Here is a 25386-nt window from a genome sequence, read left to right as displayed (position 1 = left end):
GTGAAAGGCCCTGATACGCCAACGGCGGCCCGATCAGGACCGCCGCTGGCGGGGAAACAATTGCGCGGATGCCGGTATCCCGACGAGGAAAGTACCGGCACCCGCGACTGCGAACGTCAGTGCGGCGCTGCCTCGTACTTGCGCAGCAGGCGCTGCTTGGCCAGGAGCTTTTCCCGTTTCATCTGTCCGAGGGTGGCTTCGCCGATGGGAAGGACGCCAAGCTCGGCGTCAGTGACTTTCTTGTCGAGCTTGCGATGGCGCTGGTAAAGGTGCTTGAACTCTGGATCGGTCTTGATCATTGCCTCGATTTCGGACTGTGGTTGCCCTTCAAACATGGGAGTCTCCTTCAGCTGAAATGCAAACGCCCCGGCCGGACAACGGCGCAGGGCGTGGCGTGGGGGAACACCGGATCACCGAACCGACGCCCGGGACGGACGTTGTGCGGTTGCTGGATTGGGTCGGGCATCGGCTTCATTGGCGCGGCGTCTCCGTCAATCCAGGCGGTCTTTCACGACCCGCCTGGGGATATGACCCTACTCCTGCCCCAGCGGACCGACAAGGGTCCAGGAAGGCATTCGTACAGCAATCCGGCAAGCCGTTGATCAGATCGCAACCGGATCGCGATCCTTGGCACAAAATCCAGATAGATGCCTGATTTTTAACGAAAATTTAAAGCGTAACAGTGACCACTGCCGCCTGCCCCTTGGTCCCGGCACCCTTGCCCCCGCCATCGCTGGCCCGGGCCTTGGGCACACCAGCGGCGATGAGCGCAGCACGCACTGCGGCCGAGCGGCGAGCCCCCGGAACCTGCTTGTCGCCGTAGCCATCCACGCGCAGCTTGGCGCCCTTGGTGGCATCCATGTAGGCCGCCAGGGCCTGCACGGCAGACTTACCGGTGGCCGACAGGCCGGCCTTGCCCGCATCGAACATGCTGGCTGGCAAGACGAAGGTCTCGGCGCCATCGGCGGTGAAGCTGGACTTGGGCAGCTTGGCGCCGGACACCAGCTCGGCCTCCTGGCGGGCCAGCGAGGCAATCCTTCTGGCGGGCCGCGGACAGCTTGGCCTGCTGGGTACCGGTCGCACTGGTCAGGATCTGGTCCGCCTGGGCGGCCGCCTCGGCCTCAGCCTGCTGGCGCACGCGCTCGTCTTCCTCGGCCTGGATCTGCTGCTGCACGCGCAGGCGCTCGGCCTCCTGGCGGACCCGGGCGGTCTCGCGGCGACTGGCCTCCAGCAGCAGCGCGTTGCGGGTCTGGTCCAGCGTGTTGACCTGGCGGTTGTCCGCCGCCGTCTGCGCCGCAACCTCGGCGATCTCGACCCGGCGCTGGGCCACGTAGAGCGCGCTATCGCGCTCGCTGCGCTTGGCGTCGGCATAGCGCGTGATGGCCTGCATGGCCTGCAGACGCTCGTAGGCGCCTTGCTCGCGCAGCTGCGGATTGTTGTCCAGCGCCGACAGGCGGGCATTCAACTGGGCCAGCACGGCGTCATCGGCCGCGAACGCGGGTCCCGCCAGCGACAACAGGACCGCCAGGGCAAGCGAACGATGCAGCGTCATGGCGTGCCCTCCGGCAGGTTGAGGGCTTTGCGTAGGCGGTCGATCTCGGACTGTTCCTGGGCCAGCTTGGCCTGGACGGTGGCCTGCTCGCTGCGCGCGCGCGCCAGGTCGGCATCGGCCTGCGCCTGCAGCGCCACCTGCGGCGCCTGCTTGCGACCACTGCGGGTTTCGGTGAGCGCCTGCGCCTGCGACACCTTGTCGCGCGCGGCCTGGATCAGGTCCGGTGCGTACTGGTCGGCATCGGCATCGGTGGCCCGCTGGACCGCCGCCTGTGCCGAGGCCAGCTCGGCAACGGCAGCTTCCTGCGCATCGGCAGTGGAGATGGCCGCGAAGGCCAGGCAGGCCGCACACAGCAGCCCTGGGAATTGTGCGAAGCTACGAATCATCTGAGTACGCGGCGTTCAAGGGGAATCCGCGACCATTGTCGTCACGCTCACGCCGTACTTGCAATGTGCGCGGGCGCATCAGCCAGCAGGGGCTCATCATGGACATCGGCTATTTCCTCAAGCTGATGACGGAAAAGAACGCGTCGGACATGTTCCTGACCACCGGCGCGCCCGTCTATATCAAGATCGAAGGCAAGCTCTACCCGCTGGGTAACACGGGCCTGCCGCCCGGCATGGTCAAGAAGATCGCCTATTCGCTGATGGACGAAGGCCAGGTGCCGCAGTTCGAGCGCGACCTGGAGCTCAACATCGCCGTGGCCCTGGCCGACGCCGGGCGTTTCCGCGTGAATGTGTTCAAGCAGCGCGGCGAAGTGGGCATGGTCATCCGCGCCATCCGCAGCCGGATCCCCAGCATCGAGGAACTGCAGCTGCCGCAGGTACTGAAGGACATCATCATGACCCCGCGCGGGCTGGTGCTGCTGGTCGGCTCGACCGGCTCGGGCAAGTCCACCTCGCTGGCCTCGATGATCGATTTCCGCAACTCCAGCACCACCGGCCACATCCTCACCATCGAGGATCCGATCGAGTACCTGCACAAGCACAAGCAGTCGATCGTGAACCAGCGTGAGGTCGGCCTGGACACCCACGCCTTCCAAAACGCGCTGAAGAACGCCATGCGCGAGGCACCGGACGTGATCCTGATCGGCGAGATCCTGGATGCCACCACGATGGAGGCCGCGATCGCCTTCGCCGAAACCGGCCACCTGTGCCTGGCCACGCTGCACTCCAACAACGCCGACCAGACCATCGAGCGCATCCTCAACTTCTTCCCGGAAACCGCGCACAAGAACGTGCTGATGAACCTGGCGCTGAACCTGCGCGCGGTGGTGTCCCAGCGCCTGGTCAAGGGCGTGGACGGCCGCCGCATCCCGGCAGCCGAAGTGCTGATCAACACCCCCGTGATCCGCGACCTGCTGCGCCGCGGCCAGATCCACGAGATCAAGCAGGCCATGGAAGAGTCGCTCGAAGACGGCATGGAATCCTTCGACCAGTGCCTGTTCCGCATGGTCAAGGAAGGCAGGATCGCGCAGGAGGAAGCGCTGCGCGCAGCCGATTCACGCGACGGCCTGGCGCTGAAGTTCCGCCTGTCAGAAGGCTCATCGGGCGAACACGACCCATACGCGGACATGTACGAAAACGCCTCGCCCAACATCACCCACGGCTTCGGCTGAACGCGATGGGGTGAAGCAAAAAAGCCACCGCATGCGGTGGCTTTTTCATGGCGTACCTCCACGTGCGCCACCCTTCGGGCGGCTACGCCGTGAAAAACGGCTGTCCTGCCGTTTTTCATGTTGGCGATCTCAAATGCCGGTGGCCGCGGCCTGCGGCGCATCCGGCTGCTGTTCGGGGCTGGCCCGGGCGAAGGCCGGCAGCTGCAGGCAGGCTTGCTCGACGCGGGCAATGGTCGGATAGGCTGCCATGTCCACGCCGAACCGGCGTGCGTTGTAGACCTGCGGCACCAAGCAGCAGTCGGCCATGCCGGGCACTTCGCCATGGCAGTAGGTTCCAGTGGCCGGGTCGTCGGCCAGCAGCGTCTCCATGGCCTGGAAACCTTCGGCGATCCAGTGCCGGACCCAGGCATCGCGCTCGACCGGGGGCACGCTCCATTCTTCTTCGAAGAACCGCAGCACGCGCAGGTTGTTCAGTGGGTGGATATCCATCGCCACCAACTGCGACAGCGCGCGCACGCGCGCCCGATCGCGCCCGGTCGCCGGCAACAGTGGATGTTCGGGCCAGCTTTCGTCCAGGTACTCCAGGATCGCCAGCGACTGGCGCATCACCCGCCCGCCATGCAGCAGCGTCGGCAGCAGGTGCTGCGGATTGAGTTGCACATAAGCGTCGTGGTGCTGTTGTCCACCATCGCGCACCAGGTGCACCGGCTTCAGCGCGTAGCGCAACCGCTTGAGGTTGAGCCCGATCCGGACCCGATAGGCGGCACTGGAACGCCAGTAGGAGTACAGCTGCAATAGCTCCGCCATGCGCGGGACAACCTCGGTGCGAGCAAGCGGCACCGCGACGGCGGCACCCAGTCCGGCATTGTGGAACCTCTGCCGGTTACGGCAAAGGCTGGCGCTCGACCCACTGTTCGATGGCACCGAAGATGGTGCTTCCATCGCGCGCCAGCATCTCGATGCGCACGGTGTCGCCAAACGACAGGAACGGCGTGACGGCCTGGCCATCGCGCAGGGTCTCCACCGTGCGCTGCTCGGCCAGGCACGAGGCGCCCTTGCCGGTGTCGTGGTTGGCGATCGTGCCCGAACCCACCAGCGTCCCGGCCACCAGCGGCCGGGTGCGCGCGGCATGGGCGATCAACTGGGCGAAATCGAACTGCATGTCCTCGCCGGCTTCCGGCGCGCCGAACCAGGCGCCGTTGATCTGCGTACGCATGGCCAGGTGCAACTTGTTGCCCTGCCAGGCCTGGCCCAGTTCGTCAGGCGTGACCAGCACCGGCGACAGCGCCGAGCGCGGCTTGGCCTGCAGGAAGCCAAAGCCCTTGGCCAGCTCGGCCGGGATCAGGTTGCGCAGGCTGACATCATTGACCAGCCCGACCAGCTGGATATGCGCCGCGGCCCGCGCCGCATCCACCGCCATCGGCACGTCGTCGGTCACGACCACGACCTCGGCTTCCAGGTCGATGCCATAGCCCTCGCTGACCACGCGGATCGGCTCGCGCGGACCCAGGAAGCCTGCACTGGTGGCCTGGTACATCAGCGGATCGGTGTAGAAGGTGGCGGGTACTTCGGCCCCGCGCGCACGTCGCACACGCTCGACGTGCGCCAAGTAGGCGCTGCCATCGACGAATTCGTAAGCCCGCGGCAACGGCGAGGCCAATTGGGCGATGTCCAGGTCGAAGCTGCCATCGGCCTGGTCGGCATTGAGTGCATCGGACAGCGCCGCCAGGCGCGGCGCCAGGCTGGACCAGTCATCCAGCGCCCGCTGCAGGGTCGGCGCGATGCCGCTGGCGCGCACGGCGCGGGTCAGGTCACGCGACACCACGATCAGCGTGCCGTCACGGCCGCCTTCTTTCAGGGAACCCAGCTTCATTCCAACGCCTCCGCGCGCGCCGTGTGGCGCCATCGTTTCAATTGTAACCAGCGCGGTGGGGGGCCGGCGTCAATCCTCGCCCTGGAACGCCCCCGCGCGGTAGGTCAGTACCAGCGTGTCGCGATGGCCGGCGCCATCCAGTGGCTGGATCGGGGTGGATTCGTGGATCACCCGGGCGTCGTCCAGCAGCAGTGCCGACCAGGGCTGACCCAGGGTGAAGCGCTGCCCGTGGGTGCCATCGGCCTCGAACACACGGGTTTCGCCGCCCTTGATATCGACCCGGTCGACCAGCAGCACCACCACGAAATCCACGCCATCACGGTGCGCACCCTCCGGCGTCGGCCGGCCGATGCCATCGGCCGTATCGATGCGGAACTGGTGCGCCTCCACGAACCAGCGCGGCTGGCCGCACACCTCGGCAAACAGCTTGCCGAATCCCTCGATCAGGCCCGACCACGCCGGATGCGCCAACGTCGTCTCGGCCACCGGCTCGAACCAGCGGTGCATGCCGCCGTGCAGGGCGTTGTAATCCTCGGACTGCCAGTGCGCGCGCCGTGGCACCTGCTTCAACGCGCCGGCATTGCGCACGAAGCAAGCGTGCCGGCGACGACGGTAGCGGCCGCCATCACGCAGATAGGTATCGACGGCCAGGTCATTCCAGTCCGATGCCAGCGCGGCAAGCTGGCCCGCATTGCAGTTGGCCAGGGCACACACCGCATCGCGGTCGATCACGACATAGCCTTCCGAACGCATGCGGCCAACGACCTCCGCAGCTGGCGTGAGGGGAGGAGGCGGGGAAACACTCATGGCGAAGGCCGTATCCGGAAGTAGCGGCGGCGAAAGGCAGGCCGCGGAACAAGCCTCGATTCTACACCTCCGATTCCATTGGCCCGTGCCACGCGCACCAGACAGACAGGCACGACAGCAACCGCTCGCCGGGACAACGGTGCGCAGCGATGCACGCGCCAACAATCGCGCACAAAAATTTCCGGGAGAAATTTTTAAATCGCACAGCGATGGCCCGAAGGGCGCCGCCAGAGACGGCGGGCCAAAAAAAAGACCCGCCGAAGCGAGTCTTTTCTTTGAATATTGGCAGCCCCGGAAGGATTCGAACCTCCGAATGCCTGAGTCAGAGTCAGGTGCCTTACCGCTTGGCGACGGGGCTGTGGAAAAACCGAGCGGCGATTGTACAGCCGCTCGTTGAAAAGCAGAAGCGTATTAGCGCTTCGAGAACTGCGTTGCGCGACGTGCCTTGTGCAGGCCGACCTTCTTACGCTCGACTTCGCGGGCGTCGCGGGTCATGAAGCCAGCCTTGCGCAGCTCGGACTTCAGGGTTTCGTCGTACTCGACCAGCGCGCGGGCGATGCCCAGGCGGATGGCGCCGGCCTGGCCGGTGGTGCCACCGCCAGCAGCGGTCACGAGGATGTCGAAGCTCTCGGTGTTATTGGTCAGCTCCAGCGGCTGGCGCACGATCATGCGCGCGGTCTCACGGCCGAAGAACTCGTCCAGCGGACGGTCGTTGACGGTGATCTTGCCGGTGCCCTTGCGCAGGAACACGCGGGCGGTGGAGGACTTGCGACGGCCAGTGCCGTAGTTCTGAGTGATAGCCATGATTAAATGTCCAGGACCTGCGGCTGCTGTGCGGCGTGCGGATGGTTGGTACCGGCGTAGACCTTCAGCTTGCGGTACATGGCGCGGCCCAGCGGGCCCTTCGGCAGCATGCCCTTCACGGCGGTCTCGATCACGCGCTCCGGATGACGGTCCAGGGCCTGCTGCAGACTCTCGGTCTTCAGGTTGCCGATGTAGCCCGTGAAACGGTGATACTTCTTGTCGGTGAGCTTCTTACCGGTCACGGTAATCTTCTCGGCGTTGATAACGATCAGATAATCGCCGGTATCAACGTGCGGGGTGTAGACCGGCTTGTGCTTGCCACGCAGACGGCGTGCCAGCTCGGTGGACAGACGGCCCAGGGTCTTGCCCGAGGCGTCAACGATGTACCAGTCGCGCTGGACGGTCTCGTTCTTTGCGGTGAACGTGCTCATGAAAGAAGCTCTTTTTGTTTGGTCGGGCTCATTGCGCTCAGGACCTTGCCCCGTGCGGAACTCTGCCACGCGTTGTGAAGGGTGAAACGTGAAGGGGCGGAATTGTACGGGCCGCGGCCCGCGCTTGCAAGCGCCTGGATTCACCCTCCAACAGCGCTGCCAGGATCGCTTGGCATCCCTGCCCCTGCGGGGGAACATGGCGGACCGGCTGCCCCTGGCAGCGCCACGGCCCCCACTGCCGACATGACCGCGACCCGCCTGCATTCCGTCATCGACCTGTTCCTGGCTGAAACCCAGCACGCACTGGAAACCACCCTGGGCGACCCGCCAGCGCACCGCGCCTACCCGGCCTCAAACACACCGGACATCGCACTGGACGAGAACGAGCGCCGCCACGCCGCCGGGCTGATGCGGATCAATCATGTCGGCGAGGTCTGTGCGCAGGCCCTGTATTCAGGCCAGGCCGCGGTCGCACGCGACCCCGAGACCCGCGCCCATCTGCAGGAGGCAGCGCAGGAGGAAACCGACCACCTGGCCTGGTGCGCCAAGCGCCTGCGCGAGCTGGACAGCCGCCCCAGCCTGTTCAACCCACTCTGGTACAGCGGCAGCTACGCGATCGGCCTGCTGGCCGGACTGCGCGGCGACGGCTGGAACCTGGGTTTCGTGGTCGAAACCGAGCGCCAGGTCGAAGCGCACCTGGACGAACACCTGGACATCCTGCCGCCCGCCGACCTGCGCAGCCGCGCGGTGCTCCGGGTGATGAAGGAAGACGAGGCGCGCCATGCCGACAACGCCGAACAGGCTGGCGCGCGCCTGTTGCCACCACCGATCGCCGGCGCGATGAAGCTGGCATCGCGCTTCATGAAGACCGTCGCCTACCGCCTCTGAGCACGGCAGCGCGGCCCCAGAAGCGCCGGCGGCCCGGAGCATCCGCGCCAGAGCAAAGCACCTTCTGCTCAATGGGCGCGCCAACGGCGCGGAGATAGGCAAACCCGACACCGGGGCCCGGGATTTGCGCAGCCAATCCCGGGAGGCAGTCCCGCCTCGCAGGGCTGACTACGAAGCGAGTTTCAGGCCAATCACGCCCAGCACGATCAGCCCGATGCACGCCAGCCGTGCCGGCGAGGCCGATTCGGCAAACAGCAGCATCCCCACGATCGCCACGCCGGTGGCACCGATCCCGGTCCACACCGCGTAAGCAGTGCCGACTGGAATGCCCTTCATGGCCTGGGTCATCAGCCACAGGCTGGCGCCAGCCGCGGCCATCGTGCCAACGGTGGGCCAGAGCCGGGTGAACCCCTCCGTGTATTTGAGACCCATCGCAAAGCCGATCTCGAAGACCCCGGCCACCAACAGATACACCCATGCCATCGCATGTCTCCTTTTTCAGAAATTTCGCCAGGCCTCAAAAACGAAACGACCCGGACGTGAGCCCGGGCCGTCGTCGGCCATCTTCATGCACGGCATCGACTGCCGCGGGCGGGTCGTCCCGCCGTTGATGCCACTACCTTAAGCCAGCCCCATGCAACCAGGCCTGACCCTCGGCAATCACTCGGCCAGGTTGCGGCCGTGGAAAAGCTCTTCGATTTCCCGGCGCAGCAGGTTCTCGATCTTCATCCGCTCCTTGAACGACAGGTTGCGGGCCTTTTCCTCGAACAGATACTGGTCCAGGTCGAACTCGGTCAGGTGCATCTTGGTGTGGAAGATGTTTTCCTGATAGACGTTGACGTCGATCATCTCGTAGCGCGACTTGATGTTCTTGGCCATGAAGTCCTGGATCGAATTGATCCGGTGATCGATGTAGTGCTTCTTGCCCTTGATGTCGCGGGTGAAGCCACGGACGCGGTAGTCCATGATCACGATGTCCGACTCGAAGGACTCGATCAGGTAGTTCAGCGCCTTCAGCGGCGAGATCACGCCGCAGGTGGCCACGTCGATGTCCGCACGGAAGGTCGCGATGCCGGCCTGCGGATGCGTTTCCGGATACGTGTGAACCGTGATGTGGCTCTTGTCCATGTGCGCGACCACCGCATCGGAGATCACGCCCTTGGCGGCGGATTTGTCGATCACCGGCTCCTCGGAAATGAGGATGGTCACCGACGCGCCCTGCGGGTCGTAGTCCTGGCGGGCCACGTTGAGGATGTTGGCACCGATGATCTCCGCCACATCCGTGAGGATCTGGGTCAGGCGATCGGCGTTGTATTCCTCATCGATGTACTCGATATAACGCTGGCGCTCATCTTCGGAGACTGCATAGCAGACGTCGTAGATGTTGAAGCTCAGCGCCTTGGTGAGGTTGTTGAAGCCCTGCAGCCTCAGGCGCGGCAGTGGTTTGACCACGGCGATGGACCTTCGCAAAGAAACGGGTGAAGTCCGCAATTATGCGGCAAATAGCCTGACGGCGAAATGACAGTGCGACGCACATTGCCGCAAGCGCCCCATTCAGACTAAGCTCGGAACAATCCGTTCGCTACACGAGCTGCCATGAAAGCAGGCCTTCCCCCGAGCTTGATGCGTTCCCCTGCCAATGCGCTGACCCCGGACCAGACGACCATCGAGTCGTTCCTGTCCAACAGCCACCGCCGCCGCTACCCCGCCCGCGCAGACGTGTTCCGCCCCGGAGATCCCGCCGGGACGTTGTATTACGTGGTCAGCGGCTCGGTCAGTATCCTGGCTGAAGAGGAAGAGGATCGCGAGCTGGTCCTGGGCTATTTCGGTCCCGGCGAATTCGTCGGCGAGATGGGATTATTCATTGAATCGGACCGGCGCGAGGTCGTCCTGCGCACGCGCACCCAGTGCGAACTGGCTGAAATCAGTTATGAGCGCCTGCACCAGCTGTTCGGCGGCCAGCTGGCATCGGACGCGGCCAAACTGCTGTTCGCCATCGGCACCCAGCTCTCGCGCCGCCTGCTGGACACCAGCCGCAAGGCCAGCCGCCTGGCGTTCCTGGATGTGACCGACCGCATTATCCGCACGTTGCACGACCTGGCCCACGAGCCGGAGGCCATGAGCCATCCGCAAGGCACCCAGATGCGCGTGTCCCGCCAGGAACTGGCCCGGCTGGTCGGCTGCTCGCGCGAGATGGCCGGGCGCGTCCTGAAGAAACTACAGGCCGATGGCCTGCTCCACGCACGCGGCAAGACCGTCGTGCTGTACGGCACGCGCTGACCCCAGCCGCGCCGTAACGACCGGCCCATCAGGGGTGGGCCACACGTTCGATCACCGCTTGGGCGCCAGGGCTAGCCGCCGGAGCGGCACCGCCTTGCAGGCAGACCGTTCCAATGGAACTGGGCAACGATTTCTACTGGTTCATCCTGATCGGGCTGGCCGCGCAGCTAGTGGACGGCGCCCTGGGCATGGCGTTCGGACTGGTCTCCACTTCGGTGCTGTTGGCGATGGGGCTACCGCCTGCATCCATCAGTGCAGCGGTGCATACCGCCAAGGTCTTCACCACCGGTGCGTCCGGTGGCAGTCACGCCCTGATGGGCAACGTGGACCGCATCCTGCTGCTGCGCCTGGCGGTCCCGGGCGTGATCGGCGGGGTGATCGGCGCCTATGCCCTGACCCGCGTGCCGGGCAACCTGTTCCGGCCGGTGACCTGCATCTACCTGCTGGTACTGGCGGCCCTGATCCTGCGCCGGGTCGGGCGCCATCGTCCACCTGAGGTTGTCAGTACGGCTTCGCACCAGCGCCAGGTGCCGGCAGTAGGTTTCTTCGCCGGGCTGCTGGATGCCATCGGCGGGGGCGGCTGGGGATCGCTGTCGACCGCCACCCTGCTGGCCTCGGGCAGCAAGGCGCGGGCGACGATCGGCACGGTCAGCCTGGCCGAATTTGCCGTGACCCTGGCCATTTCGCTGACCTTCGTCTTCACCGTTCGCATGGAATACGCCCGGATCGTGGCTGGACTGGTGATCGGCGGCGTGCTGGCCGCACCGGTGGCGGCTCTGCTGGTGAAGCGACTGCCCGAGCGGATCATCCTGGGCAGCGTCGGCGTGCTGGCGCTGGTGGTCAGCGCCTACCAGCTCGTGCTCTTCAACGCCTGAAGCCTGCAGACCCGGCTCAGGCCGGGTCGCCGCCGCGACTGGCACAGCCCCAGTTGAGGATCGGCGTGCCGGACGGCAGCAGCCTGCGGAACAGGTCCACCTTGGTCGCTTTCGGATTCACCACCACCGGCCGCCTGGCGGCCAGCAGCAGTGGCAGGTCAGCCGCGCTGTCGCTGTAGGCCGCGGCGATGTCGCCGTAGCCCTGCTCGCGCAGCATCCGCATCTTCTCTTCGTGATGGCAGTGGCGGCGCGCGGCAACGGCACCGAACTTCGGCCCGACCAATGTGCCGATTACCGGTACGTCCTGGTGGGCGACGAAGGACAGGATCTCGCGGGCCAGCTCCGGCGGCGCGCCGGTGGCGACCACCACGCGATCCCCGGCGACCCGGTGCGCGGTGAATACTTCCAGTGCCTGCGGCAGCAGGCGCCCACGCATGTCTTGCTTGTTGGCGGCAACGTACTGGTCGATCAGCGCATCCAGGTCGCGCCGGCGATGCAGGCCGAAGGTGGCAATCCACACGTAACCGGAAATCCCGCGCCGACGGGTTGGCAGCATCGCTACCAGCGGCCCCAGCAGCGGTGTCAGCAGCAATGCCACGACGATGCGCAGCCAGCTGCGCTTGATCAGCCAGGCAAACAGATGGCTACCCGAATCACCGTCGTACAAGGTGTGGTCGAAGTCGAACACCACCACCGGCGCGTCGTCCGCCGGCACCGGGTACGGGCCTGGCACGCTCATGCGGCGAAGAACAGCTGGCGCAACGCTTCACCGGGTTCAGCAGCGCGCATGAAGGTTTCGCCGACCAGGAAGCCATGCACGCCCTGCCCGCGCATCGTGGCCACGTCGTCGGTGGTGACGATGCCGCTCTCGGTGACCAGGATCCGATCACGCGGCACCGCGCTCTTCATCTCCAGCGTGTTCTGCAGTGACACCTCGAAGGTGCGCAGGTTGCGGTTGTTGATGCCCAGCAGCGGCGCCGGCACCTGCAGCGCGCGTTCGAGTTCATCGATGTCGTGCACTTCCACCAGCACGTCCATGCCCAGCTGCATGGCCAGGTCGGCCAGTGAGACCAGCTGCTGGTCGTCCAGCGCCGCCACGATCAGCAGGATGCAGTCGGCGCCCAGCACGCGCGCCTCGTACACCTGGTAGGGGTCGATGGTGAAATCCTTGCGCAGCACCGGCAACGTGCAGGCCTCGCGCGCCTGTTGCAGGTAGGCATCGGCGCCCTGGAAGAAATCCACGTCGGTCAGCACCGACAGGCACGACGCACCGCCGAACTCATAGCTCACCGCGATGTCGGCCGGATGGAAATCGGGCCGGATCACGCCCTTGGACGGGCTGGCCTTCTTCACTTCGGCAATCACGCCGGCATCGCCGTTGGCGATGGTCCGGCGCAGCGCATCGGCGAAACCGCGCACCGGCGAGGCATCGCCCACGCGCGCGATCAGGTCAGCCAGCGGCACGACGGCACTGCGGGCGGCGATTTCCTCGCGCTTGCGCGCCAGGATGGTGTCGAGGATGTCGCTCATGGTGTTCCGTGCACACCGCGGAGCCGCGGCTGAAGTCGATATTGTCGCATTGTCGTCACTGCCCGGGCCGTGACTGGCCGGTCAGTGCGCCTGGCCGCCACCGTAAGCGCGCTCCACCCTGGCCACGCGCAGTTCGAAGTGGGTGTACCAGACGGTGCGACCCGTGGCGCGCACGGCGGCGTGTTCGGCATGCGCCCTCCAGGCGGCGATCGCGGCTTCGCTGGTCCAGTACGAGACGGTGATGCCAAAGCCATCGGCGCCACGCGCGGATTCCACGCCCAGGAACCCCGGCTGCTTCCGCGCCAGTTCGACCATGCGCGTGGCGGCTTCGTCGTAAGCCGCCGCGTCGCCATCGGCACGGCGCGAAGAAAACGCCACCGCCCAATACGGCGGCGCCGGGAGTGCAGCGAAAGCGGCATCGCCCGTGTTCATGCCATTGCGCTGGTGAAATCCACGTACTGGCGCAATTTCGCCGCGGCACTGCCATCGGCGATCACTGCGCGCGCACGCGCGATGCCCGCCGCGATGGAGTCGCTGACACCGGCCACGTACAGCGCCGCACCGGCGTTGAACACCACGATATCCAATGCCGGGCCCGGCTCGCCGGCCAGGACTGCATGCAGGATGGCGATGGATTCCTCCGGGCTATCCACCTTCAGGTTGCGGCTGGCCGACATGGCGATGCCGAAATCTTCCGGGTGCAGTTCGTACTCGCGCACCTGGCCGTCGCGCAGTTCGCCGACCAGCGTGCCGGCGCCCAGCGACAGTTCGTCCATGCCGTCGCGCCCCCAGACCACCAGCGCGCGCTCGGCGCCGAGTTCCTGCAGCACGCGCGCCTGGATGCCAACCAGGTCCGGATGGAACACGCCCATCAGGATGTTCGGCGAGCCGGCCGGATTGGTCAGCGGCCCGAGGATGTTGAAGATCGTGCGCACGCCCATCTCGCGACGCACCGGCGCCACGACTTTCATCGCCGGATGATGGATCGGCGCGTACATGAAGCCGATGCCGGTATTGTCGATGGCCGCTGCGACCTGCTCCGGTTGCAGCTCGATCTTCGCGCCCAGCGCCTCGATCGCATCGGCACTGCCGGACTTGGACGACACGCTGCGGTTGCCGTGCTTGGCCACTTTCGCGCCGCCGGCCGCGGCCACGAACATCGCGCAGGTCGAGATGTTGAAGGTGTGCGAGCCATCGCCGCCGGTGCCGACGATATCGACCATGTGACTGCGGTCGGCCACGTCCACCGTGCGCGAGAACTCGCGCATCACCGTGGCCGCGCCGGCGATTTCGCCGACGGTTTCCTTCTTCACCCGCAGGCCGGTGAGGATGGCGGCGGTCATCATCGGCGAGACTTCGCCGCGCATGACCTGGCGCATCAGGTCCACCATTTCGTCGTGGAAGATCTCACGGTGTTCGATGGTGCGTTGCAGGGCTTCCTGCGCGGTGATGGTCATGGACGATGCGCCTGTGTGGTGCCCGTCGTGCTCATGGCAGGACGAGGTAATCGCAGAAAGTCTCGATGCCGGCATGCGTGCCGGGCACCAGCTGGATGAAACGGCCATCGACGCTGTCGACTGGAATGCAGTCATCGACGTCGTAGAGGTTGTCGGTATGGGGCTTGTCCCAGCCCGCACCGGCCCAGGCCTTGCCTTTGCGTTTGGCTTCGGCCGCATCCTGCGCAACCACCAGCAGATAGCGATGGTCCTCGCCGAAGGCGCCAGTGACATAGCCGCCCAGGTTGATGAAGAACAGTCGCGGCTCGCCCGCCGTCGGCTGCGCCTCCGACAGCCGCACCCGGTAGCCGTCCACGCCATCGACGGCCATCCATGCATCGACGTGCAGGCCCTTGCGCGCGCCGAACCACTGCCGCTCCAGCTGCGGATAGGTGTCCTGCAGCCGGGTGCCGGTGGCGAACACCACGTCGTGCACCTCGATCTTGGCCGCGGCGTGCTTGCCGCCGAGCAGGACGACGAACAGCATGCTCAACGCTCCAGGAAATTCTTCAGCAGCGCATGGCCGTGCTGGGTGAGGATGGACTCGGGATGGAACTGCACGCCTTCCACCGGGAACTCACGGTGCCGCAGGCCCATGATTTCTTCCATCGAGCCATCGTCGTTCTCGGTCCAGGCCGTGACTTCCAGCGTGGACGGCAGCGTAGTCTTGTCCACCACCAGCGAGTGATAGCGCGTGGCCTCATAGCGATCCGGCAGGCCGGCGAACACGCCGCGGCCTTCATGGCGGATCGGCGAGACCTTTCCATGCATGATGCGACCGGCGCGGATCACATCGCCGCCGTACACCTGGCCGATGCTCTGGTGGCCCAGGCACACGCCCAGGATCGGCGTGGTCGCACCCAGGCGTTCGATCACTTCCAGCGACACGCCTGCTTCGTTCGGCGTGCGCGGACCGGGTGAGATCACGATGCGCTGCGGCGCCTTCTTCGCGATCTCGTCCACCGTCAATGTGTCATTGCGCACCACCTCGACCTCGGCCCCCAGCGACTGCAGGTACTGCACGAGGTTGTAGGTGAAGCTGTCGTAGTTGTCGATCATCAGCAGCATGGCGGTGCACTCATTGCGCGATCAGGAAGACCGCATAGACGTTTTCGGAAAGGGTGATGCTGCCGGCTTCCAGCGACTCGCCATCGACGCGCGCCGCAATGTCAGACGCCGGCGCGGGCGGTGCAGGTGGCGCAGGCGGCACGGAACTCCGCGCATCGGGCCACGTGCCCGCCTGGATGCCATAACTGAAAGCTGGCGCGACATCGGAAATGGTGTAAAGACCCGCAAGCTTCGCGCCGTACGCCTTGGCCAAGCCCTCGGCTGCCTCGCGCGACTGCCGAGCCGCCTCGCCCTTCAAGGTCTTTCGAAGGCCAGCCTCGTCGCTGTAGCTGGGCGTGATGCCGGATAACTGCAGGGACGCACTGGTCTTCAACCCCGCCAGAAAGGCGCGCGTGTCCGCCAGCGTCTTGAAGGTCGCGGCTAACCGACGCGTCACCTCGCTGCCCTTGAATACTGCGCGCCCATCGATGTATTCCGTCTTCGGCTGAATCGTCAGCGTGGCCGCATCGATCGAGTCGGACAGCGCGTGATGTCCGCGGAACGCCGCCAGCACGGTCGCCGCATCTGCCTGCACCTGCGAGCGCGCCAGCTCCGGCGACGGATCGACGCGCTGCAGCGTCACCAGCACACCGAAGCGATCCGGCATTACCTCGCGATGCGCCTCGCCCTTGACCAACAGGTGCGGCTGCGAAGGCAGGCTGCTGATCTGGGCGAACGCAAGGCTCGGGCACAGACAGGCCAACAAGATCCAGGCACATTTCATTTCAACACTCCTTGTCGAAAGACCAGCGATGCTGGTCGAATGGGATGGGAAGGCAATCCGCGCATGATCAGCGGACGAGATTCTTGATTGCGGTCAGCAGCGCATCCACCGCTTCCGGACGCGTGGCCCAAGAGGTGACGAAGCGGATGACGGCGTGCGTCTCGCTGTACGGCCCCCAGCGCTCAAAGGCGGTGACCTGCACCAGTCCGTCGATCTGTGCGTGCGTCAACACGGGGAAGACCTGGTTGCTCGGCGATTCGATCAACAGCGCGGTGCCGGCCGCTTTCAGTCCAGCCTGCAGCCGTTGCGCCATGGCGTTGGCGTGCGCGCCGAGCTCGAAGAACAGGTCGTCCTCGAATAATGCCTCGAACTGCGCGCCGACGACCATGCCCTTGGCCAGCATCGCGCCGCGCTGTTTGATCAGATAGCGCAGGTCGGCCTGCAACGCAGGATCGACCACCACCAGCGCCTCGCCCAGCAGTGCGCCGTTCTTGGTGCCGCCGATGTAGAAGGCATGGGTCAGCGCGGCGATATCGGCCAGGGTCAGGTCGTTGCCGGCCGCGGTGAGTGCGCTGCCGATGCGCGCACCGTCCAGGAAGAACAACAGGCCGTGCGCATCGCACAACGCACGCAAGGCCTGCAATTCGGCCTTGCTGTAGATCGTGCCCAGCTCGGTGGTATTGGACACATACACCAGCCGCGGCTTGACCATGTGCTCGCTGGTGTTTGCGGCCAGCAGCGTGCGCACGCCGTCCGGGGTGAGCTTGCCGTCCACGTGCGGGGTGACGAGCACCTTGTGGCCGGTCGCCTCGATGGCGCCGGTTTCGTGGGTGGCGACATGCCCGCTTTCGACCGCGATCACCGCTTCATGCGGGCGCAGGAACGCGGAGATCGCCAACAGGTTGGTCTGGGTGCCGCCGACCAGGAAATGCACCTGCGCCTGCGGCTGGCCGCAGCGCGCCACGATCAACCCAGCGGCGCGCGCACTGTGTCGGTCCAGGCCATAACCGGCGTTCTGCTCGGCACTGGCCTGGACCAGGGCCTGCAGCAGGCGCGGGTGCGCGCCCTCGCTGTAGTCGTTGCGGAACGAGGCTTTGAGCTGCATCGCATTGCCGTCCATCACAGGCCCTTGGCCGCCTGGGCCACGGCGCGGAACAGGGCGCGGCCCTTGTTCATCGTTTCTTGCCATTCGGCATCCGGGTCAGAGTCGTAGACCACACCGCCTCCGGCCTGCACGTACAGATAACCGTCCTGAATCACGGCGGTGCGGATGGCGATGGCCGTGTCGGCATCGCCGTGCCAGCCGATGTAGCCCACCGCACCGGAATACACGTTGCGGCGCACCGGCTCCAGCTCGCGGATGATTTCCAGCGCGCGGATCTTCGGCGCGCCGCTGACCGTGCCTGCCGGGAAAGTGGCGCGCATCACGTCTGCGTAGCTGAGCCCGGCCTTGAGCTTGCCGGTGACCTCGCTGACGATGTGCATGACGTGGCTGTAGCGCTCGATCACGAACTGCTCGCCCACTTCCACCGTGCCCGGCTCGGCCACCCTGCCAACATCGTTGCGACCCAGGTCGATGAGCATCACGTGCTCGGCGCGCTCCTTGGGGTCGGCCAGCAGTTCGGCTTCCAGCGCCAGATCTTCTTCGGGCGTGGCGCCGCGCGGACGCGTGCCGGCGATGGGCCGCACGGTGACCACGCCATCGCGCAGGCGCGCCAGGATTTCCGGCGACGAACCCACCACCTGCGTACCACCGACATCGACGAAATACATGTAAGGCGACGGATTGAGTGCACGCAGCGCGCGATACACATCGATGGGGCGCGCGCGGAACGGCACACGCAGGCGTTGCGAGGGCACCACCTGGAAAATGTCGCCGGCACGCACGTATTCCTGCGCCTTGCGGACCACCGCGTGATACTCCTCGCGGGTGAAGGACGAACGGAAATCACTTTCGTCGATGGCATCGGACACTTGACTGTGCGGATAGCCCGCCCCGCCCTGACGCAGGCGGTGGGCCAGCTCATCCAGGCGGCGATTGGCCTTCGCCCAAGCCTGTGGCTGGCGCGGATCGGCATGCACGATCAGGTACAGGCGACCCTTGAGGTTATCGAACACCGCCAGCTCTTCGGAGAGCATCAGCAGGATGTCGGGCGTGCCCAGCTCGTCGGGTTTGTCACCCGCCGCCAGACGCGGCTCGATGTAACCGATGCACTCGAATCCGAACCAGCCCACCAATCCGCCGGTGAAGCCCGGCAGGCCATCGAAGCGCGGCACCGAATAGCTGGCGCGCAGGCGCTCGACTTCAGCCAGCGGATCATCCACGTGACGGGTTTCCAGCACCTGCCCGTACTCGCTCGTTTCCAGCGTATGGCCGCGCACGCTGTAGATGCGGCGCGCCGGCAGACCAATGATCGAGTAGCGGCCAAAGCGTTCGCCGCCTTCGACCGATTCGAACAGATAGGTATACGGGCCGTCGGCGAGCTTCAGGTAAACCGAAAGCGGCGTGTCCAGGTCGGACAGCACTTCACGGACAACAGGGATGCGGGGTGTGACCTTCAGCGGCGTGGCGCTGGAACTGCTCGGCGGTAATCAAGACGGCTTTCCTTCACGAACTCGGTGGCGGCGGGACGGACGACGGCAACAGGCCACCATCGCCACGCGCGGCGAGCGGAAAGGGAGGAAAGCTTGGTCGTCAGGGCGGGCACGGGCGGTACTTTACCGCAATGCGGCAATCGTGCAACGGCCCCCGACCGGCGGCTGTGGAACAATGCAGACCGCCTCGGAAGGGCGCCGCCGCGCGCCATCCCGGCTTTCGTTTCCGTGCAGGACTCCCATGAGCAAAGAAGACAACGGCCGCACCAAGGGATCGTCGATTGCACGGGTGCTGGAGATCATCGAGGCGGTGTCCGAGGCCCAGCGCCCGCCCTCGCCGGCCGACCTGGCCTTCCTGCTCGACATCCCCAAGCCCAGCATCCATCGCCTGCTGCAGCAGCTGCAGGCCGAAGGCTATGTGCAGGTCAACATGCGCGGGCTGGTGGTGCCCGGCGAACGCATGGTCACCATCGCGCGCGGCGTGCTGTACACCAGCCGCCACAAGGCGCTGCGCCAGGCGATCCTGCGCCGGCTGTCGGCCGAAGTCGACGAGACCTGCGGCATCTCGATCCCCGACGGCCTGGACATGGTCTATTACGACCGCGTGCAGAGTCACTGGCCGCTGCAGATCCACCTGCCCAGCGGCACCCATTCGCCCGTGTGGTGCACGGCCAGCGGCAAGCTCTACCTGAGCAGCATCCCCAGGCCGCGGCGCACGCGCATCATCGAAAGCCTGCCGCTGCAGCGCATGACTCACCGCACCCTGACCGATCCGGGTGCGTTGGAACTTGCCCTGCAGGAGATCGCCAGCACCGAACTGGGGATCGACGACGAGGAGTTCATTCCCGGCATGGTCGCCGTGTCCGTGCCGATCAAGGACGCGCAGGGCCGCAGCTTCGCCTACCTCTACGTGCATGCGCCGACGCTGCGCAAATCCATCGATGAGCTGCGCGCCTGCGAGCCGGCGATGCGCCGCGCCGCGCAGGATCTGGCCGTGTTGATCGAAGCGCCGGAGGGCGAGGAAGAGATCGCCTGAGCCCCCGAACACGTACAGGCCCGCTTTTTTGTAGAGCGGAGCTTGCTCCGCTGGGGGCCTTCACAGGGACCGTGACGAAAGGCAGCGGAGCAAGCTCCGCTCTACAGGTGAAGCCTTGCCTGCAAGGCAAGTGCCCAAGAAAAACGGCGACCGTCGCCGGTCGCCGCCACACCACCAACCCGGGAGGGCGGGTCAGTTCATCGTCGGCATCGAGAACACCGCGCCTTCGCGCACGCCTGCCGAAGGCCAGCGCTGGGTGATGGTCTTGCGACGCGTATAGAAACGCACGCCGTCGGGGCCGTAAGCCGACAGGTCGCCGAACAGCGAGCGCTTCCACCCACCGAAGCTGTGGAAGGCCACCGGGACCGGCAGCGGCACGTTGATGCCGACCATGCCGACCTGCACATGATCGCTGAACCAGCGCGCAGCCTCACCATCGCGGGTATAGATGCAGGTGCCGTTACCGTATTCGTGGTCGTTGATCAGCTGCATCGCTTCATCCATGGTCCTGACCCGCACCACCTGCAGCACCGGGCCGAAGATCTCCTGCTTGTAGCTGTCCATATCCGCGGTGACGCCGTCGATCAGGGTGCCACCAACATAGAAGCCGTGTTCGTAGCCCGCCACGGTGGGCGCACGGCCGTCGACCACGACCGTCGCGCCCTGCGCCTCGGCGCTGTCGACGAAGCCGACCACCTTGTCGCGATGCGCGGCGGTGATCAGCGGGCCGAAGTCATTCTTCGCGTCGCTGAAGGCGCCGACCTTCAGGCCCTGCATCGCCTCGGTCATTTTGGTGATCAACGCATCGGCGATGTCATCGCCCACCGCTACCGCCACCGACAGCGCCATGCAGCGCTCGCCGGATGAGCCGAACGCGGCGCCCAGCAGCGAGCTGACCGCGTTGTCCAGGTCCGCGTCGGGCATGACGATGGCGTGGTTCTTCGCCCCGCCCAGCGCCTGGCAGCGCTTGCCGTTGGCCGTGGCGGTGGCATAGATGTATTCGGCGATCGGGGTGGAACCGACGAAGCTCACCGCCTGCACCCGCTTGTCGGTAAGCAGCGCATCCACCGCTTCCTTGTCGCCGTTGACCACGTTGAGCACGCCCGGCGGCAGGCCGGCTTCGTGCAGCAGTTTTGCGATGAACAGCGTCGGGCCGGGATCGCGTTCGGACGGCTTGAGCACGAAGGTGTTACCGCACACCAGCGCCATCGGATACATCCACAGCGGCACCATCACCGGGAAATTGAACGGCGTGATGCCGGCCACGACGCCCAGCGGCTGGAACTCGCTCCACGAATCAATGCCCGGGCCGACATTGCGCGTGTGCTCGCCCTTGAGCAGCTCCGGCGCGGCGCAGGCGTACTCCACGTTCTCGATGCCGCGCTGCAGTTCGCCGGCGGCGTCGTGGGAAATCTTGCCGTGCTCGCGGCCGATCAGCTCGCAGATCTGTTGCGCGTTGTCTTCCAGCAGCTGCTTGAACTTGAACATGATCCGCGCGCGCTTGGCTGGCGGCGTGTCGCGCCAGGCCGGGAACGCGGCCTGCGCGGCGGCGATGGCTTCCTCGACCGTGGCTTTCGAAGCCAGCGCAACCTGGCTGCCCACTTCGCCGGTGGACGGGTTGTAGACGTCCTGCAGGCGCGCGGCCTCCAGCGATTCCCTGCCGTTGATCAGGTGGCCAGTAATCGAAGTATTGGCGGCCGGTTGGGCCTGTTCTTTCAGAACCGTGTTCATGCGCGCAACGCCTCTTGTTGGGGTTCGACCCAGAGGGTCTTGTAGATGTCGATGATCTCGTCCGCGCTGGGCACGCGCGGGTTATTGCCGGGCGAACCGGAGGCCAGCGCCTGTTCGGCCATGGTCGGCAGCAGTTCGAAGAAGCGGTCGTGTATCGCACCGAACTCCTCCAGCGTCGGCACCTGCAGCTCGGCGTTGATGTCATAGAGGAAATCGATGAGCTTGGCGTTCGCAGTGGCGTCGTCGTCCCTGGGATCGGCCGCGCCCAGGAAACGCGCGCAGTCGGCGTAACGTTCGACCGCAGAGGGGATCGACCAGGCGGTCACGCTGGGCAGCAGCATCGCATTTGACAGGCCGTGCGGTACGTGGAAGAACGCGCCGATTGGCCGGCTCATGCCATGCACCAGCGCCACCGACGCATTGGAAAACGCGATCCCGGCCAGCGTCGAACCCAGCATCATCGCCTCGCGTGCCTTGCGGTCGCCGCCATCACGGTAGACCGCGCGCAGGTTCGGCCCGATCAGCCGCATCGCGGCGATGGCCTGGCTGTCGCTGTAGGCACTGGCCTTGCGGCTGACGTAGGCCTCCATCGCATGGGTCATCGCGTCGATGCCGGTGTCGGCGGTCGTGCGCGGCGGCACGCTCACGGTCAGGTTGAAATCCACCAGCGCGGCGATCGGCATGAAGCCCAGGCCGATGCACAGCAGTTTTTCGTCATTGGCCTCGTCGGTGATGATCGTGAACTTGGTGCATTCCGAACCAGTGCCGGCGGTGGTGGGGATGGCGATGATCGGCAGGCCTGGTTCGTTGACCTGGCGCGGGAACTTGTAATCGCGGATCACGCCACCGTGCCTGCCCAGGATGGCGATGGCCTTGGCGCTGTCGATGGGGCTGCCGCCGCCCAGCGCGATGATCGCGTCGTAGTCGCCTTGGCGGACTTTCTCCACGCCGGCCACGATCGAACTTTCGGTCGGCTCAGGCACCGTGTCGGCGAACACATCCGAGGCGATGCCCGCGGCGGTGAGCGCGGCCTGCACGGTGGCGGCGTAGCCCAGCTTGACCATCATCGGGTCGGTGACGATCAGCGGGCGCGAACAGCCCAGCGCGACGAGCACCTCACCAGCCTTTTCGCTGGCGTCGGCGCCGACATGCATGACGCGGGGCAGGATGACCTGGGCGGACATGAAACCTCCAATCAAGACGTGCGGCGCGACGCCGGAACGGCGAGAGTTTGATATGCGAATAGATCAAATATCGATACGTATCGTATCGATATGATAAAAATCAACCATTAGACCAAAGCCCAACCGCCCGGACGCCCGCAGGCGGAGGCCGGCGGATCACGCCGACCGATCAATGTGTCGTACTCAGGGACCCAGGCGCGCCTGCCGCGCACCGCGTCGATGCGGGCCAGCCGCGGCGGGCAGGCCTCAGGCAGGTGAAGCTGGCAGCAGGCCAACGACGAACTACCGCCACCATTGTCATACCCCGGTCAGAAACGACGCGCAGGATCGTAGTCCATAGCAGGGACGACGGAGGGAGGCAGGATCAGCCTCCAGCATTCACCCCGAACCGCGCCGAGGTCACTCGGCGCGGTTTCTTTTTTTTGGGAGCCGCCATGGCGGCGATGGCATCAAGCCATCAGGGCTTCAGGGCTTCAGGGCTTCAGGAACTTGAGGTCAGATGGCGCGGCCACTTCAACCGTCTGCAGCGTCTTGCCCAGTGTCCCCGTTTTCGCGTCACGCGCGATCACCACGATGCGGTCGTCGCCCTGCGCGGCCACCAGCAGGAAACGCCCGCTGGGGTCGATCGAGAATTCACGCGGCTGGCGGCCTTCGGTAGCGCGGCGCTGGACCAGCGACAGTCCACCATCAGCAGCGACGGCGAACACGGCGATGTGGTTGTCGGTGCCGCGATTGACCACGTACAGGAACCTGTCGTCGGCCGAGAGATGGATCGCGCCGGCGCCGTTGTCACCGCTGAAGCCGGGCGCAAACAGGTCCAGCACCGTGCGCAGCTTCAACACACCCTCGGCGTCCACATCCAGCACCGCGACCTGCCCGGTCATTTCCAGGGTCAGGTATGCGTGCCTGCCCGTTGCATCGAACACCAGGTGGCGCGGGCCACTGCCCGGCGGCAGCACCAGGAATGGCGTAGCAGCGGCCTGCAACGGACGCTCGGTGTTGTCGGCCGGTGCGTAGCGGTACGCATAGACGCGGTCGCCGCCCAGGTCGGCGACATACGCAGTCCTGCCATCGGGCGCGAATGTCACCGAATGGATATGCGACGACAGCTGCCTGTCCTTGTCGACCTGGCTGGCCTGGAAGCTGGACAGCTGGGTCACCGGCTGCAACTTGCCGGCTGCATCGATGGGCAGCACCGCCAGCGTGCCACCCGGATCGGCGTTGACCGAATAGTTGGCGACCAGCAGGTAGCGGCCATCGGGCGTCAGGCTGGCGTGGGTCGGGTGATCGCCCAGCGTGGACACCTGGTTGTCCAGGCGCAGCTGGTGCTTTGCATCCAGCGACAACGCACTGGCGCGACCGACCGCATCACGCGCGCCGGGGCCGTTCTCGTTGACCGCATACACATGCCGCTGGTCGGGCGAGACCACCAGCCAGGACGGGTTGTCCAGGCGCAGCTGCTGCCGGGGTTTGGCCTCGAGCCTGCCGCTGTCGCTGTCGAAGCGGTACGCGTACAGGCCCGGGCGCTCGCCTTCGGTGTACGAACCCACCAGCAGGTCGTAGCTCGTTGCGGGTGCGGCGAGGGGCAGCGCGGTCATGGCCAGCGCGGTCAGCCGGAACAAAGGCAGCATGTTGGAACTCCTGTTGCAGGCAGGCGCAGCACGCGCCTGCCCTGGAAAACACGAAACTCAACCGCGGGCGAAATCGGCCAGCGCCTGGCCGTCCATGCGGTACACGGTCCATTCGTCCATCGGCCTGGCGCCGGCGGCGCGATAGAAGTCGATGGCCGGCTGGTTCCAGTCCAGCACCGACCATTCGAAACGGCCGCAGCCCTTGGCCACCGCGACGCCGGCCAGGTGCCGCAGCAACGCCAGTCCGGCGCCCTGCCCGCGCGCTTCCGGGCGCACGAACAGGTCTTCCAGATACAGGCCGTTGCGACCCAGCCAGGTCGAATAATTGAAGAAGTACACGGCAAAGCCAACGGCCACGCCGTCCTGCTCGCAGATCACGCTGTGCGCGGTGGCGCCGTCGTCGAACAGCGTGCGCGCCAGGTCCGCCTCGGTCGCCTTGACCGCATCGGGCTCGCGTTCGTAGTCGGCCAGCGCCTGGACCAGTTCGCGGATCAGTGGCACATCGGCGCGCGTGGCCGTGCGGATCACGACGCTCAACGCACACCCGCCACGGCGGCGCGCATCTTGGCAATCACTTCGCTGTAATCCGGCGCGTTGAAGATGGCCGAACCGGCCACGAAGGTATCGGCGCCGGCCGCAGCGATTTCGGCGATGTTGTCGACCTTCACCCCGCCGTCGATTTCCAGGTGGATGTCACGGCCGGAGGCGTCGATCTTCTGTCGCACCACGCGCAATTTTTCCAGCGCCGAAGGAATGAAGGACTGGCCGCCGAAACCCGGGTTGACCGACATCAGCAGGACCAGGTCCACCTCGTCCAAAACCCAGTCCAGGATATCCACCGGGGTGGCCGGGTTGAGCACCACGCCGGCCTTGCAGCCGTGCGACTTGATCAGCTGCACGGTGCGGTGTACGTGGCGGCTGGCTTCCGGATGGAAGCTGATCACGCTGGCGCCGGCCTTGGCGAAATCCGGGATGATCCGGTCCACCGGCTCGACCATCAGGTGCACGTCGATCGGCGCGGTCACGCCGTACTTGCGCAGCGCCTCGCAGACCATCGGGCCGATGGTCAGGTTGGGCACGTAGTGGTTGTCCATCACGTCGAAATGGATCCAGTCCGCGCCGGCGGCCAGCACGGCGTCCACTTCGGCACCCAATCGTGCGAAATCGGCCGACAGGATGGACGGGGAAATGATGCAGTTCGACATGGCAGGCTCGAAGATGGGG

Annotated in this window: 29 protein-coding genes, 1 tRNA gene and 1 pseudogene; 5 read left to right on the top strand and 26 right to left on the bottom strand. The window is 65.9% G+C overall.

Features of this window, described 5'->3' with window-relative positions:
• Positions 1–116 precede the first annotated feature (116 nt).
• The 4 genes from O8I58_RS15025 to O8I58_RS15010 all read right to left on the bottom strand — a co-directional run bounded on the left by O8I58_RS15025 (position 117) and on the right by O8I58_RS15010 (position 1938).
• On the bottom strand, positions 117–335 hold the full coding sequence (locus O8I58_RS15025) for an HP1242/YdcH family protein (protein ID WP_298317754.1): 219 nt from the start codon (positions 333–335) through the stop codon (positions 117–119).
• A gap of 334 nt (positions 336–669) precedes the next feature.
• Entirely contained in the window at positions 670–930 is a 261-nt protein-coding gene (locus O8I58_RS15020; protein ID WP_298317752.1) for an OmpA family protein, read from the bottom strand.
• Positions 890–1552, bottom strand: coding sequence for a hypothetical protein (locus O8I58_RS15015; protein WP_298317749.1), 663 nt, complete (start codon positions 1550–1552; stop codon positions 890–892). Before O8I58_RS15015 ends, O8I58_RS15020 begins: the two co-directional genes overlap by 41 nt.
• Positions 1549–1938, bottom strand: a complete 390-nt coding sequence (locus tag O8I58_RS15010; RefSeq protein ID WP_298317746.1) for a DUF4398 domain-containing protein — start codon at positions 1936–1938, stop codon at positions 1549–1551. Before O8I58_RS15010 ends, O8I58_RS15015 begins: the two co-directional genes overlap by 4 nt.
• Positions 1939–2036: 98 nt before the next feature.
• Between O8I58_RS15010 and O8I58_RS15005 the strand changes: the two genes are divergently transcribed.
• Positions 2037–3170 carry a PilT/PilU family type 4a pilus ATPase gene (locus tag O8I58_RS15005; RefSeq protein WP_298317743.1) on the top strand — a complete coding sequence of 378 codons (1134 nt, stop codon included), beginning with the start codon at positions 2037–2039 and terminating at the stop codon, positions 3168–3170.
• A gap of 129 nt (positions 3171–3299) precedes the next feature.
• Here O8I58_RS15005 and maiA read toward each other — a convergent pair whose 3' ends face one another.
• The 6 genes from maiA to rplM form a co-directional block, all read right to left on the bottom strand.
• Entirely contained in the window at positions 3300–3977 is a 678-nt protein-coding gene (gene maiA, locus O8I58_RS15000) for a maleylacetoacetate isomerase (protein ID WP_298317742.1), read from the bottom strand.
• A 76-nt stretch (positions 3978–4053) separates the two neighbouring features.
• Positions 4054–5043 (bottom strand): fumarylacetoacetate hydrolase family protein, encoded by a 990-nt coding sequence (locus O8I58_RS14995; protein ID WP_298317739.1) that lies wholly within the window; start codon positions 5041–5043, stop codon positions 4054–4056.
• Positions 5044–5112: 69 nt separating this feature from the next.
• Positions 5113–5796 (bottom strand): 2OG-Fe dioxygenase family protein, encoded by a 684-nt coding sequence (locus O8I58_RS14990; RefSeq protein ID WP_298317736.1) that lies wholly within the window; start codon positions 5794–5796, stop codon positions 5113–5115.
• Positions 5797–6133: 337 nt separating this feature from the next.
• Positions 6134–6208, bottom strand: a tRNA-Gln gene (locus tag O8I58_RS14985).
• Positions 6209–6261: 53 nt separating this feature from the next.
• Positions 6262–6654, bottom strand: a complete 393-nt coding sequence (rpsI, locus tag O8I58_RS14980) for a 30S ribosomal protein S9 (protein WP_093133728.1) — start codon at positions 6652–6654, stop codon at positions 6262–6264.
• A 2-nt stretch (positions 6655–6656) separates the two neighbouring features.
• The gene (rplM, locus tag O8I58_RS14975) at positions 6657–7085 is read right to left on the bottom strand and encodes a 50S ribosomal protein L13 (RefSeq protein WP_298317729.1); all 429 of its coding nucleotides are present in this window, start codon (positions 7083–7085) and stop codon (positions 6657–6659) included.
• Between the two features lie 243 nt (positions 7086–7328).
• Between rplM and coq7 the strand changes: the two genes are divergently transcribed.
• Complete coding sequence (gene coq7, locus O8I58_RS14970; RefSeq protein WP_298317726.1) at positions 7329–7973, top strand: 2-polyprenyl-3-methyl-6-methoxy-1,4-benzoquinone monooxygenase; 645 nt, start codon at positions 7329–7331, stop codon at positions 7971–7973.
• 168 nt (positions 7974–8141) lie between these two features.
• Here the strand turns inward: coq7 and sugE are convergent, their stop codons facing one another.
• Both sugE and speD read right to left on the bottom strand, forming a co-directional pair.
• Positions 8142–8456 carry a quaternary ammonium compound efflux SMR transporter SugE gene (sugE, locus tag O8I58_RS14965; protein ID WP_298317723.1) on the bottom strand — a complete coding sequence of 105 codons (315 nt, stop codon included), beginning with the start codon at positions 8454–8456 and terminating at the stop codon, positions 8142–8144.
• A gap of 177 nt (positions 8457–8633) precedes the next feature.
• Complete coding sequence (speD, locus tag O8I58_RS14960) at positions 8634–9425, bottom strand: adenosylmethionine decarboxylase (RefSeq protein WP_298317720.1); 792 nt, start codon at positions 9423–9425, stop codon at positions 8634–8636.
• Positions 9426–9596: 171 nt separating this feature from the next.
• On the opposite strand from speD, the gene crp reads away from it, so the two are divergent.
• On the top strand, positions 9597–10253 hold the full coding sequence (crp, locus tag O8I58_RS14955) for a cAMP-activated global transcriptional regulator CRP (protein ID WP_298317717.1): 657 nt from the start codon (positions 9597–9599) through the stop codon (positions 10251–10253).
• Between the two features lie 113 nt (positions 10254–10366).
• Positions 10367–11128 carry a sulfite exporter TauE/SafE family protein gene (locus tag O8I58_RS14950; protein ID WP_298317715.1) on the top strand — a complete coding sequence of 254 codons (762 nt, stop codon included), beginning with the start codon at positions 10367–10369 and terminating at the stop codon, positions 11126–11128.
• 16 nt (positions 11129–11144) lie between these two features.
• On the opposite strand, the gene O8I58_RS14945 is transcribed toward O8I58_RS14950, so the two are convergent.
• The 9 genes and pseudogenes from O8I58_RS14945 to trpE form a co-directional block, all read right to left on the bottom strand.
• Entirely contained in the window at positions 11145–11867 is a 723-nt protein-coding gene (locus O8I58_RS14945; RefSeq protein WP_298317713.1) for a haloacid dehalogenase-like hydrolase, read from the bottom strand.
• A complete protein-coding gene (gene trpC, locus O8I58_RS14940) occupies positions 11864–12658 on the bottom strand; it encodes an indole-3-glycerol phosphate synthase TrpC (protein ID WP_298317711.1) in 795 nt (264 codons plus the stop codon). The genes O8I58_RS14945 and trpC overlap by 4 nt, the downstream gene beginning before the upstream one ends.
• Positions 12659–12739: 81 nt before the next feature.
• Complete coding sequence (locus O8I58_RS14935; RefSeq protein ID WP_298317710.1) at positions 12740–13090, bottom strand: antibiotic biosynthesis monooxygenase family protein; 351 nt, start codon at positions 13088–13090, stop codon at positions 12740–12742.
• Entirely contained in the window at positions 13087–14115 is a 1029-nt protein-coding gene (gene trpD / locus O8I58_RS14930) for an anthranilate phosphoribosyltransferase (RefSeq protein WP_298317707.1), read from the bottom strand. The genes O8I58_RS14935 and trpD overlap by 4 nt, the downstream gene beginning before the upstream one ends.
• Positions 14116–14146: 31 nt before the next feature.
• The gene (locus O8I58_RS14925; protein ID WP_298317705.1) at positions 14147–14641 is read right to left on the bottom strand and encodes a DUF1543 domain-containing protein; all 495 of its coding nucleotides are present in this window, start codon (positions 14639–14641) and stop codon (positions 14147–14149) included.
• A 2-nt stretch (positions 14642–14643) separates the two neighbouring features.
• On the bottom strand, positions 14644–15222 hold the full coding sequence (locus O8I58_RS14920) for an anthranilate synthase component II (RefSeq protein ID WP_298317704.1): 579 nt from the start codon (positions 15220–15222) through the stop codon (positions 14644–14646).
• Positions 15223–15232: 10 nt separating this feature from the next.
• The gene (locus O8I58_RS14915) at positions 15233–15985 is read right to left on the bottom strand and encodes an SIMPL domain-containing protein (protein ID WP_298317700.1); all 753 of its coding nucleotides are present in this window, start codon (positions 15983–15985) and stop codon (positions 15233–15235) included.
• Positions 15986–16052: 67 nt separating this feature from the next.
• On the bottom strand, positions 16053–17090 hold the full coding sequence (locus O8I58_RS14910; RefSeq protein WP_298317699.1) for a threonine aldolase family protein: 1038 nt from the start codon (positions 17088–17090) through the stop codon (positions 16053–16055).
• A 14-nt stretch (positions 17091–17104) separates the two neighbouring features.
• Positions 17105–18581 (bottom strand): annotated as a pseudogene (gene trpE, locus O8I58_RS14905) (anthranilate synthase component I).
• Between the two features lie 240 nt (positions 18582–18821).
• Between trpE and O8I58_RS14900 the strand changes: the two are divergent.
• A complete protein-coding gene (locus O8I58_RS14900) occupies positions 18822–19616 on the top strand; it encodes an IclR family transcriptional regulator (RefSeq protein ID WP_298317696.1) in 795 nt (264 codons plus the stop codon).
• A 192-nt stretch (positions 19617–19808) separates the two neighbouring features.
• Here the strand turns inward: O8I58_RS14900 and O8I58_RS14895 are convergent, their stop codons facing one another.
• The 5 genes from O8I58_RS14895 to rpe form a co-directional block, all read right to left on the bottom strand.
• Positions 19809–21347, bottom strand: coding sequence for a CoA-acylating methylmalonate-semialdehyde dehydrogenase (locus tag O8I58_RS14895; RefSeq protein ID WP_298317694.1), 1539 nt, complete (start codon positions 21345–21347; stop codon positions 19809–19811).
• Positions 21344–22531 (bottom strand): iron-containing alcohol dehydrogenase, encoded by a 1188-nt coding sequence (locus O8I58_RS14890; protein WP_298317691.1) that lies wholly within the window; start codon positions 22529–22531, stop codon positions 21344–21346. Before O8I58_RS14890 ends, O8I58_RS14895 begins: the two co-directional genes overlap by 4 nt.
• A 473-nt stretch (positions 22532–23004) precedes the next feature.
• Entirely contained in the window at positions 23005–24162 is a 1158-nt protein-coding gene (locus O8I58_RS14885; protein WP_298317688.1) for a lactonase family protein, read from the bottom strand.
• 57 nt (positions 24163–24219) lie between these two features.
• Positions 24220–24699: a GNAT family N-acetyltransferase gene (locus O8I58_RS14880; protein WP_298317685.1), complete on the bottom strand. Its 480-nt coding sequence runs from the start codon at positions 24697–24699 to the stop codon at positions 24220–24222.
• Positions 24696–25367: a ribulose-phosphate 3-epimerase gene (gene rpe / locus O8I58_RS14875; protein WP_298317683.1), complete on the bottom strand. Its 672-nt coding sequence runs from the start codon at positions 25365–25367 to the stop codon at positions 24696–24698. Before rpe ends, O8I58_RS14880 begins: the two co-directional genes overlap by 4 nt.
• Positions 25368–25386: the final 19 nt, after the last annotated feature.

The sequence above is a fragment of the Pseudoxanthomonas sp. genome, assembly GCF_027498035.1.
Lineage (GTDB): Bacteria > Pseudomonadota > Gammaproteobacteria > Xanthomonadales > Xanthomonadaceae > Pseudoxanthomonas_A.
Note: the sequence above shows the minus strand (reverse complement) of the source record. Positions and strands in the feature narration are given on the sequence as shown.